The organism is Streptomyces narbonensis (assembly GCF_014649015.1).
GTDB classification, from domain to species: domain Bacteria; phylum Actinomycetota; class Actinomycetes; order Streptomycetales; family Streptomycetaceae; genus Streptomyces; species Streptomyces narbonensis.
In genome coordinates, this window is sequence record NZ_BMSF01000002.1 from 389,519 (window position 1) to 405,345 (window position 15,827).

General features: G+C 71.9%; 14 protein-coding genes. 11 read left to right on the forward strand and 3 right to left on the reverse strand.

Annotated elements, in window-relative coordinates; translation table 11 throughout:
* Positions 1-321 precede the first annotated feature (321 nt).
* The 9 genes from pcaDC to IE124_RS05360 all read left to right on the forward strand — a co-directional run bounded on the left by pcaDC (position 322) and on the right by IE124_RS05360 (position 8,779).
* Complete coding sequence (gene pcaDC / locus IE124_RS05320; RefSeq protein WP_189505275.1) at positions 322-1,581, forward strand: bifunctional 3-oxoadipate enol-lactonase/4-carboxymuconolactone decarboxylase PcaDC; 1,260 nt, start codon at positions 322-324, stop codon at positions 1,579-1,581.
* 9 nt (positions 1,582-1,590) lie between these two features.
* A complete protein-coding gene (locus IE124_RS05325) occupies positions 1,591-2,226 on the forward strand; it encodes an MBL fold metallo-hydrolase (protein ID WP_189505277.1) in 636 nt (211 codons plus the stop codon).
* 95 nt (positions 2,227-2,321) lie between these two features.
* A complete protein-coding gene (locus tag IE124_RS05330; RefSeq protein WP_189505280.1) occupies positions 2,322-3,101 on the forward strand; it encodes an exodeoxyribonuclease III in 780 nt (259 codons plus the stop codon).
* 132 nt (positions 3,102-3,233) lie between these two features.
* Complete coding sequence (locus IE124_RS05335; RefSeq protein WP_189505282.1) at positions 3,234-4,697, forward strand: hypothetical protein; 1,464 nt, start codon at positions 3,234-3,236, stop codon at positions 4,695-4,697.
* 267 nt (positions 4,698-4,964) lie between these two features.
* Positions 4,965-5,408 (forward strand): DUF6278 family protein, encoded by a 444-nt coding sequence (locus IE124_RS05340; protein ID WP_189505284.1) that lies wholly within the window; start codon positions 4,965-4,967, stop codon positions 5,406-5,408.
* Between the two features lie 162 nt (positions 5,409-5,570).
* On the forward strand, positions 5,571-6,317 hold the full coding sequence (locus IE124_RS05345; protein WP_189505285.1) for an amino acid ABC transporter ATP-binding protein: 747 nt from the start codon (positions 5,571-5,573) through the stop codon (positions 6,315-6,317).
* 14 nt (positions 6,318-6,331) lie between these two features.
* A complete protein-coding gene (locus IE124_RS05350) occupies positions 6,332-7,249 on the forward strand; it encodes a glutamate ABC transporter substrate-binding protein (protein WP_189505287.1) in 918 nt (305 codons plus the stop codon).
* Between the two features lie 31 nt (positions 7,250-7,280).
* Positions 7,281-7,925 carry an amino acid ABC transporter permease gene (locus IE124_RS05355; protein ID WP_189505289.1) on the forward strand — a complete coding sequence of 215 codons (645 nt, stop codon included), beginning with the start codon at positions 7,281-7,283 and terminating at the stop codon, positions 7,923-7,925.
* On the forward strand, positions 7,922-8,779 hold the full coding sequence (locus tag IE124_RS05360) for an amino acid ABC transporter permease (RefSeq protein ID WP_189505291.1): 858 nt from the start codon (positions 7,922-7,924) through the stop codon (positions 8,777-8,779). The genes IE124_RS05355 and IE124_RS05360 overlap by 4 nt, the downstream gene beginning before the upstream one ends.
* Positions 8,780-8,817: 38 nt before the next feature.
* Here the strand turns inward: IE124_RS05360 and IE124_RS05365 are convergent, their stop codons facing one another.
* Positions 8,818-10,368, reverse strand: a complete 1,551-nt coding sequence (locus tag IE124_RS05365; protein WP_189505293.1) for a CocE/NonD family hydrolase — start codon at positions 10,366-10,368, stop codon at positions 8,818-8,820.
* A gap of 114 nt (positions 10,369-10,482) precedes the next feature.
* Complete coding sequence (locus IE124_RS05370) at positions 10,483-11,757, reverse strand: hypothetical protein (RefSeq protein ID WP_189505295.1); 1,275 nt, start codon at positions 11,755-11,757, stop codon at positions 10,483-10,485.
* A gap of 133 nt (positions 11,758-11,890) precedes the next feature.
* Between IE124_RS05370 and IE124_RS05375 the strand changes: the two genes are divergently transcribed.
* Complete coding sequence (locus IE124_RS05375; protein WP_229832160.1) at positions 11,891-13,168, forward strand: cytochrome P450; 1,278 nt, start codon at positions 11,891-11,893, stop codon at positions 13,166-13,168.
* Here IE124_RS05375 and IE124_RS05380 read toward each other — a convergent pair.
* On the reverse strand, positions 13,110-13,853 hold the full coding sequence (locus IE124_RS05380; protein ID WP_189505299.1) for a hypothetical protein: 744 nt from the start codon (positions 13,851-13,853) through the stop codon (positions 13,110-13,112). The genes IE124_RS05375 and IE124_RS05380 overlap by 59 nt on opposite strands.
* Positions 13,854-13,958: 105 nt before the next feature.
* Here IE124_RS05380 and ggt point away from each other — a divergent pair, with 105 nt between their 5' ends.
* The gene (ggt, locus tag IE124_RS05385; RefSeq protein WP_189505301.1) at positions 13,959-15,773 is read left to right on the forward strand and encodes a gamma-glutamyltransferase; all 1,815 of its coding nucleotides are present in this window, start codon (positions 13,959-13,961) and stop codon (positions 15,771-15,773) included.
* The last annotated feature ends 54 nt before the right edge of the window (positions 15,774-15,827 follow it).

Consider the following 15,827-nt stretch of genomic DNA (forward strand, 5'->3'; position numbering starts at 1 on the left):
CTTCCTAATTTCCCGCGCCGATACGCACCGGGCCGAACTCGAAGAACGAGATGACGATTTCGGACGCGTCATCTACCGGCCGTCGGACCGAAGACCGTCCTTCGCTCCGGAAAGAAGTCGCACACCGGTTCCGGGAAAGCCCTCGTGAAGTTCTGCTCACCAACTCGTGACCAGGAGGTGTTCAGCAGGAGTAAATCCCTTTCGCGACGCCCGATTCCCCCGGCTCCGCCGCCCGTCGGGGTCGCCCACGCGCACCCGCTCGCGGCGCCGGCACCGCCCCCGCTCCCCTGGAGGCCGGTGCCATATGAGAGGGTCTGGCGAATGAGCGAGACACCACCGAACACCCTGCAGTACCGCTCTGACGGGCGCGAGGACGCTCCGGTCCTGGTGCTGGGGCCCTCGCTGGGGACCACCTGGCACATGTGGGACCGGCAGATACCCGAGCTCACGCGCGAGTGGCGGGTCGTGCGTTTCGACCTTCCCGGTCACGGCGGCGCCCCGGCCGAGCCCTTCACCTCCGTCGCCGAGCTCGGCGACCGGCTCCTCGCCACCCTCGACGCGATCGGCGTCCAGCGCTTCGGCTACGCGGGCTGCTCCCTCGGCGGCGCCGTCGGCCTCGACCTCGCGCTGCGCGCACCCCAGCGGGTCGCCTCGCTCGCGCTGGTCGCCACCTCGCCGCGGTTCGGCACCGCCGACGAGTTCCGGCAGCGCGGGGTCATCGTCCGGACCAACGGCCTGGAGCCGATGGCCCGCACCGCCCCCGAGCAGTGGTTCACCCCGCTCTTCGCGGGCGCGCAGCCGGCCATCGTCGACTGGGCCGTCCAGATGGTCCGGACGACCGATCCCGCCTGCTACGTCGCCGCCTGCGAGGCCCTCGCGGTCTTCGACGTCCGCGAGGCGCTCGGCAGCATCGGCATCCCCGCCCTCGTCCTCGTCGGCTCCGAGGACCAGGTGACCGGCCCCGCCGAGGCCCGCACCCTGGTCGCCGGCATCGCCGACGCCCGGCTCGCCGTCGTCCCCGGCGCCTCCCACCTCGCCCCGGTCGAGCAGCCCGCCGCCGTCACGGACCTGCTCACCGAGCACTTCGCGGGCACCGCCCAGGAGTCCAGCGGCACCCTGACCGTGCCGCCGCTGCCCGCGATCCCGGTCCCCGCCGCCGAGCCCGCCCCCGCGGCCCCGCCCGCCGAGGCCGGGACCGACAGTCGGCCCGACCCGTACGAGACGGGCCTCGGCCTGCGCCGCGAGGTCCTCGGCGACGCCCACGTGGACCAGGCACTCGCCGAGGACCCCGACAGCGACCTCCAGGCACTCCTCACCCGCTACGCCTGGGGCGAGGTCTGGAGCCGCGAGGGACTCGACCGGCGCACCCGCAGCGCCGTCACCCTCACGGCCCTCATCGCCGGCGGCCACCACGAGGCGCTCGCCGACCACACCCGCGCCGCCCTCCGCAACGGCCTCTCGCCCGAGGAACTCCGCGAGATCGTCCTCCACACCTCCGTGTACTGCGGCTTCCCGGCGGCCGAGTCCGCGCTGCGGGTGGTCACCCGCGTCATCCGGGAGGAGACGACGCCGCCCGCGTAACCTGGCCGCGTGAAGCTGACGAAGAAGTCCCACGCCTGCGTCCGGCTGGAGAAGGACGGGCGGACGCTCGTCCTCGACCCGGGGATGTTCACCGAGGAGGACGCGGTCCTGGGGGCCGACGTCCTGCTCGTCACCCATGAGCACCCGGACCACTTCGACGAGGGCCGGCTGCGCGCCGCCCTGGAGGGCAATCCGGCCGCCGAGATCTGGACGCTGCGGAGCGTCGCCGAACAGCTCTCGGCGGCCTTCCCCGGCCGGGTGCACACCGTCGGCCACGGCGACACCTTCACGGCCGCCGGCTTCGACGTCCAGGTCCACGGCGAGCTGCACGCGGTGATCCACCCCGACATCCCGCGCATCACGAACGTGGGCTTCCTCGTCGACGACGGCACCGTCTTCCACCCCGGCGACGCGCTGACCGTCCCGGACCGGCCGGTGGACACGCTGCTCCTGCCCGTCATGGCCCCCTGGAACAAGATCTCCGAGGTCATCGACTACGTCCGCGAGGTCCGGCCCCGCCGGGCGTACGACATCCACGACGCCTACCTCACCGACGTCGCCCGGCCGATCTACGACCGGCAGATCGGCGCCCTCGGCGGCACCGACCACTCCCGCCTCGCCCCCGGCGCCTCCGCCGAGCTCTGAAGCCGAGCCCGAGCCCGAGCCCGGAACCGAGGCCGAGCGCCGGGGTCGAGTGCTGAATCCGCCGACTGTCACACCCCGCCAGTAGGCTTACGTCCATGCGCATCGCCACCTGGAACGTCAACTCGATCACCGCCCGGCTGCCCCGCCTCCTGGCCTGGCTGGAGAGCACCGGCACCGACGTGCTGTGCATCCAGGAGACCAAGTGCACCGCCGAGCAGTTCCCCACAGAGGAGCTGCGCGCGCTGGGGTACGAGTCGGCGGTCAACGCCACCGGCCGGTGGAACGGCGTGGCCCTGGTCTCCCGCGTCGGCCTCACGGACGTGGTCACGGGCCTGCCCGGCGGCCCCGCGTACGAGGACGTGGAGGAGCCGCGGGCCATCTCCGCGACCTGCGGCCCGGTCCGCGTCTGGTCGGTCTACGTGCCGAACGGCCGCGAGGTGGCCCACGACCACTACGCGTACAAGCTGCGCTGGCTGGACGCGCTCAAGCTGGCCGTCGCGGACGACGCGGCGGGGGAGCGCCCCTTCGCGGTCCTCGGCGACTACAACATCGCCCCGGCCGACGAGGACGTCTGGGACATCGCCGTCTTCGAGGGCCTCACCCACGTCACCGAGCCGGAGCGGGCCGCGCTCGCGGGCCTGCGCGAGGCCGGTCTGACCGACGTGGTCCCGCGCCCACTCAAGTACGACCACCCGTACACGTACTGGGACTACCGCCAGCTGCGCTTCCCGAAGAACAAGGGCATGCGCATCGACCTGGTCTACGGCAACAAGCCCTTCGCCGAAGCGGTCTCGGACAGCTACGTGGACCGCGAGGAGCGCAAGGGCAAGGGCGCCTCGGACCACGCTCCCGTCGTGGTCGACCTCGACGTCTAGGGGGTGTCACCCCCAGGGGGTTCCCCCGCCCTCGCTCCGGGGGCGGGGCGGCTTCCGTCACCCCGCAGCGAGCCTCTACCGTGACCTTCGGCTGCCACCACAAGTAGCCGCAAGACCAAGGGGGTTGGGCTCATGGTGACAGATCCTGCGGATACGGTGTCCGTCAGCGGTTTCGGGGACTACTACCGGGCGCACGCGGGGCCGCTCGTCGCCCTGTCGCTGCTGCGGGGCGCGGACCTGGTGGGGGCGGCGCGACTCGCCCAGGACGCGATGACGGTGGCCCGGCGGTGGATGGACCTGCTGGTCGCGAACGTGGCCGGGGCCGCGAAGGACACCCCTGTGGTCACCGCGCAGGCGCTGCGGTCCTGGACGTGCCGGATGACCGTCGGCGGCGGCTGTGGGGTGCTCCGTCCAGCCCCCGGGACGGTGCCCGCCCTTCTGGGGAAGGGCAGCACCGACGCCCTGGTGCAGGTCCGGACGGTGGTGGCGCTCGCCCCGCTGAGGGAGTTGAACGAACGCCGGCTCCAGGTCATTGCCTTTCGGCTGGCCGGCTGCGCGCCGGGCGCGATCGGATACGAGCTGGGCCTGTCGATGCCGAAGGTGCACCGCACCCTGCGCCACGTCGGCAAGCTGCTCGCAGCGGAGACGGGGGCATGGCAGGGGAGAGGAGCCGAGGCGCCGGGGGATGTCGAGGGGTCCGTGGAGGCGGACGTCAGGTTCGCAGAGCTGCTGGCCGAGTTGACCGCCGCGCTGGACCCTGTACTCGACCTGCGGGCCGGGCTGGACGAGGTGCGCGGCTCCCTCGGTCCGGACGGGACCACCGCTCGCCGCACCCCCGTACCACCACTGTGGAACCTCGGCCCCTCTCTCCCCGTGCCGCCTTTCGGCGCACCGGTGCCGCACTCGTTCGCCGAGCCCGCGCCATCCGGGGTACGAGCGTACGCGTCCGGCCTCGTTCGGTTCGACGCGCGGGGCCGCAAGGCCGCGCTCGGCGGGTTTGCCGCGGTCGAGCTGGCGGCCGTACGGCTCGGAGCCGTGCTCGCCCTTCAGGTGGAGCGATTCCGGCGGGAGGCCGAGAGGTCCGGGACACGGGCCACCAGGGACGAGTTCCGACAGGAGGACGCCCGGGCGTTCGCGGTCGCACTGGCCCAGGACGCCGCGCTCGCCGCGCCGATGTTCGACGCGGTGAAGGACCTCGATGTCCCGCGCCGCATCGGCTTCCTGGCCGCGGGCCTCACCCATGACGACCCCTGGACGAACGAGGTCTCCTACGACGGGATCGAAGCCTCCCTCGCCCTGGTCCAGTTCCGGCGCGCGGCGGTACGGGCGGCGCTGCGCGCGTCGCACCGGCCCGGTGCGGACACCTCCCCTCGGTCCGGCGGCTCGCTCGCCGAGGCCCTCACGCAGTCCCTGAGCGACACCCACCGGATGATCCGCCAGCTCGACGAACTGAACAGCGACCTCTCGCGTGCCGAGTCGACCCTGCCGGACGGCTACTACGTCGACATGACCCGGGACTTCGACCTCCACCAGAGCTTCCACGCGGACCTGGCCCTCGGCATCGACGACGTCCGGGAGGCCCTGTCGCAGCCGTAGGCACTGATTCCTCGATCCGTCCGCGATCCCGGCCGCATGCCGTGGACTCCGGGGCTCAGGGGCCGAGCGTCGGTGACGGCCCGGCTCGGAGTACCCGTTTCCCGGCATGCGTCGGTGATCGGCCCACCGCCGACCGCGGACAGGACGGCAGCAGCAGCTCGATCCGGCCCTCCGGGAGGCTTCGCCGCAGGTGGGGCCCGGGGCGCTCCGGGATGATCTCCGCGCGCCGGGTGGTCGACCCGCAGGTGACGGTGCGAGGCTGTTCGGATGAACATTCCGTTTCTGGACCACTGGCGCAAGCGTCATGAGACCGAGGACTCCGACGGGCCGCTGGCCGCGGCCTTCGACCGTGACCCCGAGGGAGTCGGGGAGCTGCTCTCCGAGTGCGAGCTGCTCCGCGCCCGCGTCGAGGAGTCCGGGGTGGTGCTCGACGACAGCCCCCGCTCCCTCCAGGAGCTGGACCAGCTGCCGCCCCGCTGGCGGGACGACCCGGAGGAGCTCCCCTGGATCGGCAACGACGCCGGTCTCTACCTCGGCACCGTGATCGTCCGTAACGTCCCCGGGGCCCGCTGGCAGGTGTGGCCCGGTGGCGGCCCCGTCGTGCGCCTCGCCTCGGGCCGGGAGATCCAGGTCGTCGACGCCGGTCTCGACTGGGCGATGACCGGTGCGCCGGAGCTGTACCAGGTCTACGCGGAGGCCGCCGAGTACTGACCCGGCGCACCCGTACGAGCCCTCCGCACCCGTGCCGACCGCCACCCTCCTGCAGTAAATACGGCTTATTACGGTTTCATGCGTGTCGGCCGTGAAGTCCCTTTTTGTGGTGGATAGTTTGCGCTGACCGCGACACCGCTGAGAAATGGGGCAGGGCAGCGTATGGCCGTCGTCGATCCGTTGATCGAACTGCGTGGCGTGAACAAGCACTACGGCGCGCTGCACGTCCTCCAGGACGTGGACCTCACGGTCGGCCGCGGCGAGGTGGTCGTCGTCATCGGCCCCTCCGGATCGGGGAAGTCCACCCTGTGCCGGGCGATGAACCGGCTGGAGCGCGTCGAGTCGGGCGAGATCGTCGTCGACGGCCGGCCCCTCCCCGACGAGGGCAAGGCGCTCGCCCGGCTGCGGGCCGAGGTCGGCATGGTCTTCCAGTCCTTCAACCTCTTCGCGCACAAGACCGTCCTCGCCAATGTCTCGCTCGCTCAGATCAAGGTCCGCAAGCGCAAGAAGGAGGAGGCCGACCGGCGTTCGCGCGAACTCCTCGACCGGGTCGGCCTCGCCGCACACGCCGAGAAGTACCCGGCGCAGCTCTCCGGCGGCCAGCAGCAGCGCGTGGCGATCGCCCGCGCCCTCGCCATGGACCCCAAGGCCCTCCTCTTCGACGAGCCGACCTCCGCGCTCGACCCCGAGATGATCAACGAGGTCCTGGAGGTCATGCGGCAACTCGCCCGTGAGGGCATGACGATGGTGGTCGTCACGCACGAGATGGGCTTCGCGCGCTCCGCCGCCAACCGGGTCGTCTTCATGGCCGACGGCAGGATCGTCGAGGACCGCTCGCCCGAGGAGTTCTTCACGAGTCCGCGCAGCGAGCGCGCCAAGGACTTCCTCTCCAAGATCCTCAAGCACTGAGCCGGGCGGAGACCATGCAGCCTACGCACCGGACCCTGCCCGCGCTCGCCCTGCTCCTCGCCGCCACGGCGGCGCTCGGCGGCTGCGGCCGGCCGGGCAGCCCGCCCGTCAAGGGCCCGCAGCCCGACCAACTCCCCGTCTACCAGGTCCAGTCGGACTACACCCTGCCCGACTCGAGCACCTGGAACCGGGCGAAGAAGCGCGGCCGGCTCGTCGTCGGAGTCAAGGAGGACCAGCCGTACATGGGCGAGAAGGACCCCGCCACCGGCCGCTACTCCGGCTTCGACATCGAGATCGCCAAGATGATGGCTGCCTCCCTCGGCTTCGACCCGGCCGGCATCGACTTCCGCACGGTCGCCTCGGCCAACCGCGAGACCGCCCTGCAGAACGGCCAGATCGACTACTACGTCGGCACCTACACCATCAACGACAACCGCAAGAAGCTCGTCGGCTTCGCCGGCCCCTACTACGAGGCGGGTCAGTCCCTCCTCGTCCGCGCCGACGAGCACGACATCGAGGGTCCCCAGGACCTCGACGGCAAGACGGTCTGCTCGGCCGCCGGATCCACCCCGTACCAGCGCATCGAGGAGGACTACCCGAAGGCCGAACTCGTCGCCTACGACACCTACTCCGTCTGCGTGGACAACCTCCTGACCTACCAGGTCGACGCCGTCACCACCGACGACACCATCCTCATGGGGTACGCCGCCAAGGTCCCCGACGAACTCAAGGTCGTCGGCAAGCCGTTCTCGAAGGAGCCGTACGGCATCGGCGTCCCGCGCGACGACAACGCCCTGCGCTTCGCCCTCGACGACGCCATCGCCGCCCACGAGAAGAACGGCGACTGGAAGAAGGCCTACGACGCCACCCTCGGCCTCTCCGGGGTCCCCGCCCCGACGCCGCCCGCCATCGACCGCTACCCGGCGAGCTGATCCGGAGGGACCCCCACATGGAGTCACTGACATGGACGTCCTGACCGACAACTTCTCGCTCTACGGCGAGGGCTTCCTCGGCACCGTCGAACTGACCGTCTACGCCTCGGCGCTGGCCCTCGTCCTGGGCTTCGTCATGGCCTCCTTCCGGGTCGCGCCCGTGGGATCCTTCCGGGTCTTCGGCACGGTCTGGGTCACCGTCCTGCGCAACACCCCGCTGACCCTGCTCTTCTTCGCGGTGATGCTGGGCCTGCCCCGCTTCGGACTCGTCCTGCCCTTCGAGGTGTTCGCGGTCCTCGCGCTCGGCTGCTACACCTCCGCCTTCGTCTGCGAGGTCCTGCGCTCCGGTATCAACACCGTGCCGCGCGGCCAGGGAGAGGCGGCCCGCAGCCTGGGCATGACCTTCACGCAGACCCTCGGGGCGGTGGTCCTGCCGCAGGCCTTCCGCACGGTCATCCCGCCCATCGGCTCCACCCTGATCGCCCTCGCCAAGAACTCGGCGATCGCCGGCGCCTTCAGCGTCACCGAACTCCTCGGCACCTACAAGACGTTGAGCGAGCTCGGCTACAACATCGTCTGGACCTTCGTCTGGATCGCCGTCGGATACCTGATCATCACCCTCACCATCAGCGCCCTCTTCCACGTCCTGGAGAAGCGCTGGGGAGTCGCCCGATGACCGAGTCCACCGCCCTCTACGACATCCCCGGGCCGCACGCCCGGCGACGTCACCTCCTCTACGGCCTCGTGTCCACCGTCGTGATCCTCGCGCTGGCCGGCTGGTTCCTCTATCTCCTCTTCGACACCGAGCAGTTCACCTCGACCAAGTGGTCGCCCTTCCTCTACGAGGGCATCCAGGAACTGCTGCTCGAAGGACTCGGGAACACCCTCAAGGCCTTCGCGTACGCCTCGGTGCTGTCGCTCGCGCTCGGCGCGGTCCTCGGCGCCGGCCGGCTCTCCGAGCACCGGGTGCTGCGCTGGACCTCGACGCTCCTCGTCGAGTTCTTCCGCGCGATGCCCGTCCTCGTGATGATCTTCTTCATCTTCGTGGCGCTGAAGGTGCAGCCGCTGCCCGCGCTCGTCGCGGGACTCACCCTCTACAACGGCTCGGTGCTCGCGGAGGTCTTCCGCACCGGCATCCACGCCGTGGCCCGCGGCCAGGGCGAGGCCGCGTACGCGCTCGGCATGCGCAAGACGCAGGTCATGACGTACGTCCTCGTGCCGCAGGCCGTCCGGGCGATGCTGCCGGCCATCATCAGCCAGCTCGTGGTGGCCCTCAAGGACACCTCGCTCGGCTTCCTCATCACCTACGAGGAGTTCCTGCACGCGGGCAAGCTGATCGCGTCCAACCTCGACTACGACCTGCCGTTCATCCCCGTCGTGCTGGTCATCTCACCGATCTACATCGGGATGTGCATGCTGCTCTCCTGGTTCGCCACCTGGGTGGCCCGCCGAGAGCGCCGCAGCCCGAAGACGAAGGCCGTGGACGTCGCGCCGGCCGAACCGGGAACGCTGCTGCCGGGAGCGCAGTAGCTGTTGTGGAGCCCTGCCCGCCCGGCAGCAGCCGGTGATCACTTCTCCCGCAGCGGTACCGACACGTACGACGGGTCGGCCGACGGGGAGGAGAAGGTCAGCTGCGCGCCGGTCGGGTTGTGCTCGATGTAGAGCGCGTCGACGGTGTCGACGACCAGGGCGAGGCGGTGGCCGGCCGGTACGTCGTACGCCGTCGAGAACAGCTCCAGATCCACCGTGAAGGGCTGCCCCGGCGTCCTGTCGTGGAAGGTGTACGGGGCGTTGCTGATCAGCTTGCCCACGCCGAGCGGGCCCACGTCGTAGAGGTACGCGACGAAGGTGCCGCTCCCCTTCGTGGAGGTGACCGTGGTGTGCACCTTCGCCGTGCCGCGCACCCGCTGCGGGGTGGTGTACCGCTCGGACTGCCAGACGCCGGCGAAGGCGCGGGGGAGGAGGGGGACGGAGACGGTGGGCGGGGTGCGGAGGAACTGGTCCAGGAGGTTGGTCAGGAGGGTGATGCCGCCGTTGGCGCCCGAGTCGACGTTCGCCCAGAGGTGCTCCGGGTCGGAGAGGGCGAACTTCCGCTGGTTCGCGTGGACGGACTTCCAGTCGGGGTAGCCCTCGTAGCCGTCCGCGGAGCGGGACTTGAGCCGGACGGGCTGCTCGCGGTCGATGCCGTTGTCGACACCCTTGAGGTGGTGGTCGAACCAGCGATGGGCGCTGGTCCAGGTGTCGTTGGGGAGTCCGAGGAGGCCGGTGGCCTCGGCGGTGGCGTGGTCGCCGGGGCGGAACTCCAGCCGCTTGGGGCCGGTGAGCTTCTCGTAGAAGCTCGCGTACTGGTTGGGCGGGAAGATGGTGTCGCCCCAGGCGTTGCCGAGCATGATCGCGGCGCCGTTGGCGTTGATCCGGTCCAGGTAGGCGGCCGGGGACCGCTTGCGGCCCCAGGCGATCATCTCGTCCTCCTTGTCGAGGTTCGACGAGAGGAAGTCGCCCAGGACCTCCTTGAGTTCGGGTCCCGGCCGCCCGGTGAGGTAGCCGGCGCCGCCGAGGAGGGCGGCGGCCTGGAGGTGCTGGGTGCGGCCGCTGTAGATGGAGTCGATGAGGTCGGCCCAGCCGCTGAGCGCGGCGACGGCCTTGATCCGGGGGTCGTGCGCGGCGGCGAGCAGACTGATCCCGGCGCCGTACGAGACGCCCGCCATGCCCACGTGGTCGGCGTCGGCCGGGGTGTTCGCAAGGGCCCAGTCGATGACCTTCGAGGCGTCGGCGACGTCCTTCGGCCCGGCGGTCTCGATCTCGCCGCCGGACTGCCAGAAGCCCCGGGAGTTGTAACTCACCACGACGTAACCGGAGTCGGCGAGCTTCTGGGCCTGGGCGAGGTACTCGATCTGGGGCATGGCCCAGCTCGTGGGCAGCACGATCAGGGGAAGGCGGGCCGAGGGGCCGGCGCCGGCGGGGGTGACGACGTTCGCCTTGAGGACGGTGCCGCCCTCCCCGGCGATGTCGACGAAGCGGATGCCGGTGTCCGCGGCCTGGGCGGCGGGGGCCAGGCAGAGGGCCGTCCCGGCCACGAGTGCGGCCGAGACGGCGAGGGCCAGGGGTGTGCGTCGCACGGGTCACTCCTCACTGGCGTACTGCTGGGGAGGCAGTACGGGTACTGATGGGGGGGCAGTGAAAGTGACCCGACGGTAACCGCGAGGCCGTACCCGGGGTAACCGGTGAGTAAGTTACGTGCGGGTAACGATTGCGGGCGCGGTGCCGGCTCCTTCGGCCTGGAGGGCGCCGGCTTCCAGGAAGTCGGCGTGGGCCTCCTCGTACCGCTTCACGGCCACCAGGAACATCGCGCGGTCGGTCAGCGCGCGGACGCACGCGCCCGGATCCGTCGGCCGTCGGCGGGCGAGCGCGACGCCCTCGTCGAAGAGCGGGCGCAGCGCCTCCTCGAACCGCCCGGGGTCCCGCACCTGGAAGAGCGCCGAGCGGAGCGTCAGCCGGTAGTGGGCGATCGCCGTGCCGGGATGGCTCCCCGTCCAGGGAGGACCGGCGGCCTCCGACGCGTGCGCGGGGAAGCCTTCGAAGTACGCGTGGAACGTCTCGTGCGACCAGTGGCAGAGCTCATGGCCCAGCGGCGGCCCCGGCGCCTCCGGGGACCCGGCCGGCTCCACGGCCCGGCCCGACAGTGCGAACAGGGTCGCCCACCGCGCCAGGAGGTCGCCCGTGTCCCCGGAGTCGCCGGACCGCGCGAGCCGGTCCAGCAGCGCGAGGACCTCCCGCCGGTCCGCGGCCGCCTCGCCGTCGCACCCCGCGGCGTCGAGCATCCCGGAGCGGTGGACCAGCGCCCACACGAGCAGGGCCCGCGGAGCGGAACCCTCCTCGGTCCCGCGCCGGGTGTCGTCCACAAGCCGCGCGAACACCTCCAGGGCCTGCTGGTGTCGCCCCGCCGCATCCAGCGCGGCGGACCACGCCACCAGGTCGGCGAAGGAGGACTCGGACCGCAGGGCGCGCGCGGCCCGATCGTCCGAGGCGTGGACGTCCGCGGCCTCGCTGTGCCGCCCCTCCTCGGCCAGGCGCGCCGCCAGCCGGCCGCCGTGCCCGTTCCGCTTCGCTCCCCGCAGTGCCATGCTGCTCCTCGCCGCCTCGGCCAACTCCTCGCACACCGCCAGTCCTTCGGTGCGCCGGCCGAGGAGGAACAGCGTGTGCTGGTGCGCGTGCAACGCGGTGCACAGGAGCCTCGCCCCCTGCTCCTCGGAGGCGTCGAGGCCCCGCGCGGCCTCCACCGCCTCGGCGTGCACCACGGTCCGCAGGTCCGGACGGTCCCGGAACCCAGGCTCGTAGACGTACTGGTCCAACGCCTGCACCAGCTTCGGGAGATAGGCGGCGGGGCTCACCTTCGCCAGCACGCGGTACGCCTCGACCTCCTGGGACCGGCGCAGCCGGCCCGACCCGAGCAGCATCGTCCGTGCTCGCAGCACCGCATCGTGATCGACGTTCTCGGAGTGATTCATGACGGCGATTCTGGAAGCCGGGGACGGGCCCGGACAAGGCTCGGCGAGTGTGCGATCAGTCCTACGAAAACCGCCCCTGACCTGTCATGATGGGTACGTCATCACCCTTGGACCACTCCTGACGGGAGGCGCGGTGGGGGACGCGAGCGAGGTGCCGGACGTCTTCGACCCGCGGATCTACGCCGCCGGGATCCCGCACGACCGTTTCCGCATGCTGCGCGACCACGCGCCCGTCGCCCGCCAGGCGGAGCCGGAGATCCTGGGATGGCCCGCCGGACCCGGATTCTGGGCCGTCACGCGGCACGCCGACGTCGTCCGGTTGCTCAAGGACTCCCGTACGTACTCCTCGTCCCTCGGCGCCACGCAGATCCGCGACCCCGACCCCGCCGACCTGCCGTTCATCCGCCGCATGATGCTCAATCAGGATCCGCCCGGGCACGGTAGATTGCGCCGGCTCGTCAGCCGGGCCTTCACCCCGGGGCGGATCGAGCGGTTCGCCGTCACCGCGCGGGAGCGGGCGCGGACGCTCCTCGCGGAAGCCGTCGAGGTCGCCCGCGGTGCCGGTGGCGAGGTCGACCTCGTCCGGACCGTCACCGACGACTACGCCCTGCTGAACCTCACCGACCTGCTCGGCGTCCCCGCGAGCGACCGGGGACTGCTCCACGCCTGGACCGAACGCGTCATCGCCTACCAGGACCCCGACGAGCCCCCCGTCCTCGACGCCGAGGGCCGGCCGGTCAACCCCCGGTCGCCGGCGATGCTCGCCGAGATGTTCGGTTACGCGCAGGAACTCGCCGCGTACAAGCGCGCGCACCCGGCCGACGACGTGATGACCTCTCTCGCCACCTCCGAACTCGCCGACGCCGAGCTGGAGATGTTCTTCTTCCTGCTGACCGTCGCCGGCAACGACACCGTCCGCAGCGCCGCCCCCGGCGGACTCCTCGCCCTCGCCGGGCACCCCGGGGAGCAGGCCCGCCTGTGGGGCGGAAAGGTCTCCGTGGAGACGGCCGTCGACGAACTCCTGCGCGTGCACCCGCCCGTGCTGTCCTTCCGCCGCACGGCGGCCCGGGACACCGAGCTGGCGGGGCAGGCGATCCGGGCGGGCGACAAGGTCGTCGTCTTCCACGCGTCCGCCAACCACGACGAGCGCGCCTTCGCCGCACCCCACCGCCTCGACCTCGGCCGGAGCCCGAACCCGCACGTCTCCTTCGGCGACGGCCCGCACGTCTGCCTCGGCGCCCACTTCGCCCGGCTTCAGCTCCGGGTGCTGTACGAGGAGGTGCGCGAGGCGTGCGGAGGCGTGGAGCTCGCCGGGCCGCCCCGCAGGCTGGTGTCCAACTTCATCAACGGGATCAAGTCGCTGCCGGTGCTGCCGGTGCTGCCGAAGGCGCCGACAACGCGGCCCGCGTGACGTCGGCGACGAGCTCCACGACGTCAGGGCCGTAGGCCTGCGAGTTGACCACCTTCAGGAGCAGCGCGAAGGAGCCGTCCGTCCCGTACTTGCCGGCCAGTTCCCTGTGGTGGCGGGCCAGGTGTCTCGCCGCGGCCTGATTGGTGACCGCGGCCTGGCCGCAGAGCAGGAACACGGGACGGACGCCCTTGCCGCGGGTGAGGCGGGCCAGGACGACGTACTCGGTCACTCCCCACTCCGGGCGGTAGCTCTCGCCCGCTACGGTGAGCATCCCCCGGTCCTCGCTCGGTTCCTGCTCGACGTTCATCGTGAGTCCCGGCAGCAGGTTCGGCAGATGCGCCGCCATGCGCCGGTTGGAGTACGGGCCTCCGATGCAGAACTCCGCTATCTCCCCGAGGCCCTGACGAGCCGTGTCGTGCTGCACGATGCGGGGACGCGCCCCGCAGTCCATGACCAGCGCCGACAGTTCCAGCAGCGCCGAGACATCGGTGGCGTGCACGCTGCGCTCGCTGCCGGCCATGCGGTTCACCACGAGCAGGCACTCCGAGCCGGAGGGCAGGCCGAAGAAGGCCTGTTTGCGGCGGAGCCCCCGCCGCCAGAGGTAGGTGCGGGCCAGCCATCCCAAGGAGGCGCTGACCCCGGTCGCCAGGACCCCGAGCACGATGTTCCGCACGTCTTCGTTCATGGGCGCGCATGCTATCGGCGGACCGGCCCCGTGTTCGAGGCGGTCCTGACGGGAGGGGCGGAAGGAAGTTACGCTGCGCGGACGGTCGTTGACTGGAGGTTGCGCATGCGTCGATCCGCCGCCCGGAAGGTCTCCGTTCTCGCTGTCGCGGCGACGGTCCTCTCGATGGGCGCCGCCGCGCCGGCCCCGGCGCCGCCGGGCGCCCCGCCGGGGCCGGTCAAGGAGCCCGTCGCCGTCGGCCACGGCGGAGCGGTCGCCAGCGTCGACGCCGACGCCTCGGCCGCCGGCATCGAGGTCCTGCGCAAGGGCGGCAACGCCGTGGACGCGGCCGTCGCCGTCGCGGCGGCCCTCGGCGTCACCGAGCCGTACTCAGCGGGGATCGGGGGCGGCGGCTACTTCGTGTACTACGACGCCAAGAGCCGTACGGTCCACACCGTCGACGGCCGGGAGACCGCACCCCGCTCCGCCGACGAGGGCCTCTTCACGGAGAACGGCAAGCCGATCCCCTTCGAGGAGGGCATGACCAGCGGCCTCGGTGTCGGCACCCCCGGCACCCCCGCGACCTGGAAGACCGCCCTCGACGCCTGGGGCAGCAAACGCCTCTCCACCCTCCTCGCCCCCGCCCAGCGGCTCGCCCGCGAGGGATTCACCGTCGATCCCACCTTCCGTGCCCAGACCGCCGCCAACGAGGCCCGCTTCCGCGACTTCCCGGCCACCTCCGAGCTCTTCCTGCCCGGCGGGCAACTGCCCGTCGTCGGCTCGGTCTTCAAGAATCCCGACCTCGCCCGGACATACGAGACGCTCGGCCGCGAAGGCGTCGGCGCGCTCTACCGGGGTCCGCTCGCCCGGGACATCGTCGACACCGTCCGCACGCCCCCCGTCCGCGCGGGCGCCACCAGGACCGTCCGCCCGGGCGACCTGACGGTCCGTGACCTCGCGGCGTACCGCACCGAGTTCCGCAAGCCGACGAAGGTCTCGTACCGCGGACTCGACGTCTACGGCATGGCCCCGTCCTCCTCCGGAGGCACGAGCGTCGGCGAGGCGCTGAACATCCTGGAGGGCACCGACCTGGCGGCCGCCACCCAGGCCGGCTATCTCCACCGGCACATCGAGGCCAGCCGGATCGCCTTCGCCGACCGGGGCCGCTGGGTCGGCGACCCGGCCTTCGAGTCCGTGCCGACCCGCGAACTGCTCTCCCAGCGGTACGCGGACTCCCGCGCCTGCCTGATCCGCGACGACGCCGTCCTGACCAGCCCGCTCGCGCCGGGCGACCCCCGCGACCCCGCGCCCTGCGCGAGCGGCGGGACCGCCGCCCCGACCACGTACGAGGGCGAGAACACCACCCATCTGACAGCCGCCGACAAGTGGGGCAACGTCGTCGCCTACACCCTGACCATCGAGTCCACCGGCGGCAGCGGGATCACCGTGCCCGGCCGGGGCTTCCTGCTCAACAACGAGCTGACCGACTTCTCCTTCGCCGCCGCCAACCCGGCCGTGCACGATCCGAACCTGCCCGGCCCCGGCAAGCGCCCGCGCTCCTCGATCTCCCCGACGATCGTCCTCGACCCGCACGACCGGCCCGTCCTCGCCCTCGGCTCACCGGGTGGCGCGACCATCATCACGACGGTCCTCCAGACCCTCACCGGAGTCGTCGACCGGGGCCTGCCGCTCGTCGACGCGATCGCCGCCCCCCGCGCCAGCCAGCGGAACCAGGCCACCACCGAACTCGAACCCGGCCTGTGGAACAGCCCGCTGAGGGTCGAGCTGGAGGGCATCGGGCACGGCTTCCGGCAGAACCCGGAGATCGGCGCGGCCACGGGCGTGCAGCGACTGCCGGACGGCCGCTGGGTGGCCGCCGCGGAGACGGTCCGCAGGGGCGGCGGCTCGGCGATGGTCGTACGGCCCGCGGGCGGCCGGTAGGGCCTCCGCAGGCGGTACAGGGCCGTGGCCGGCGGTCGGCCGGGGCGCGTGTCC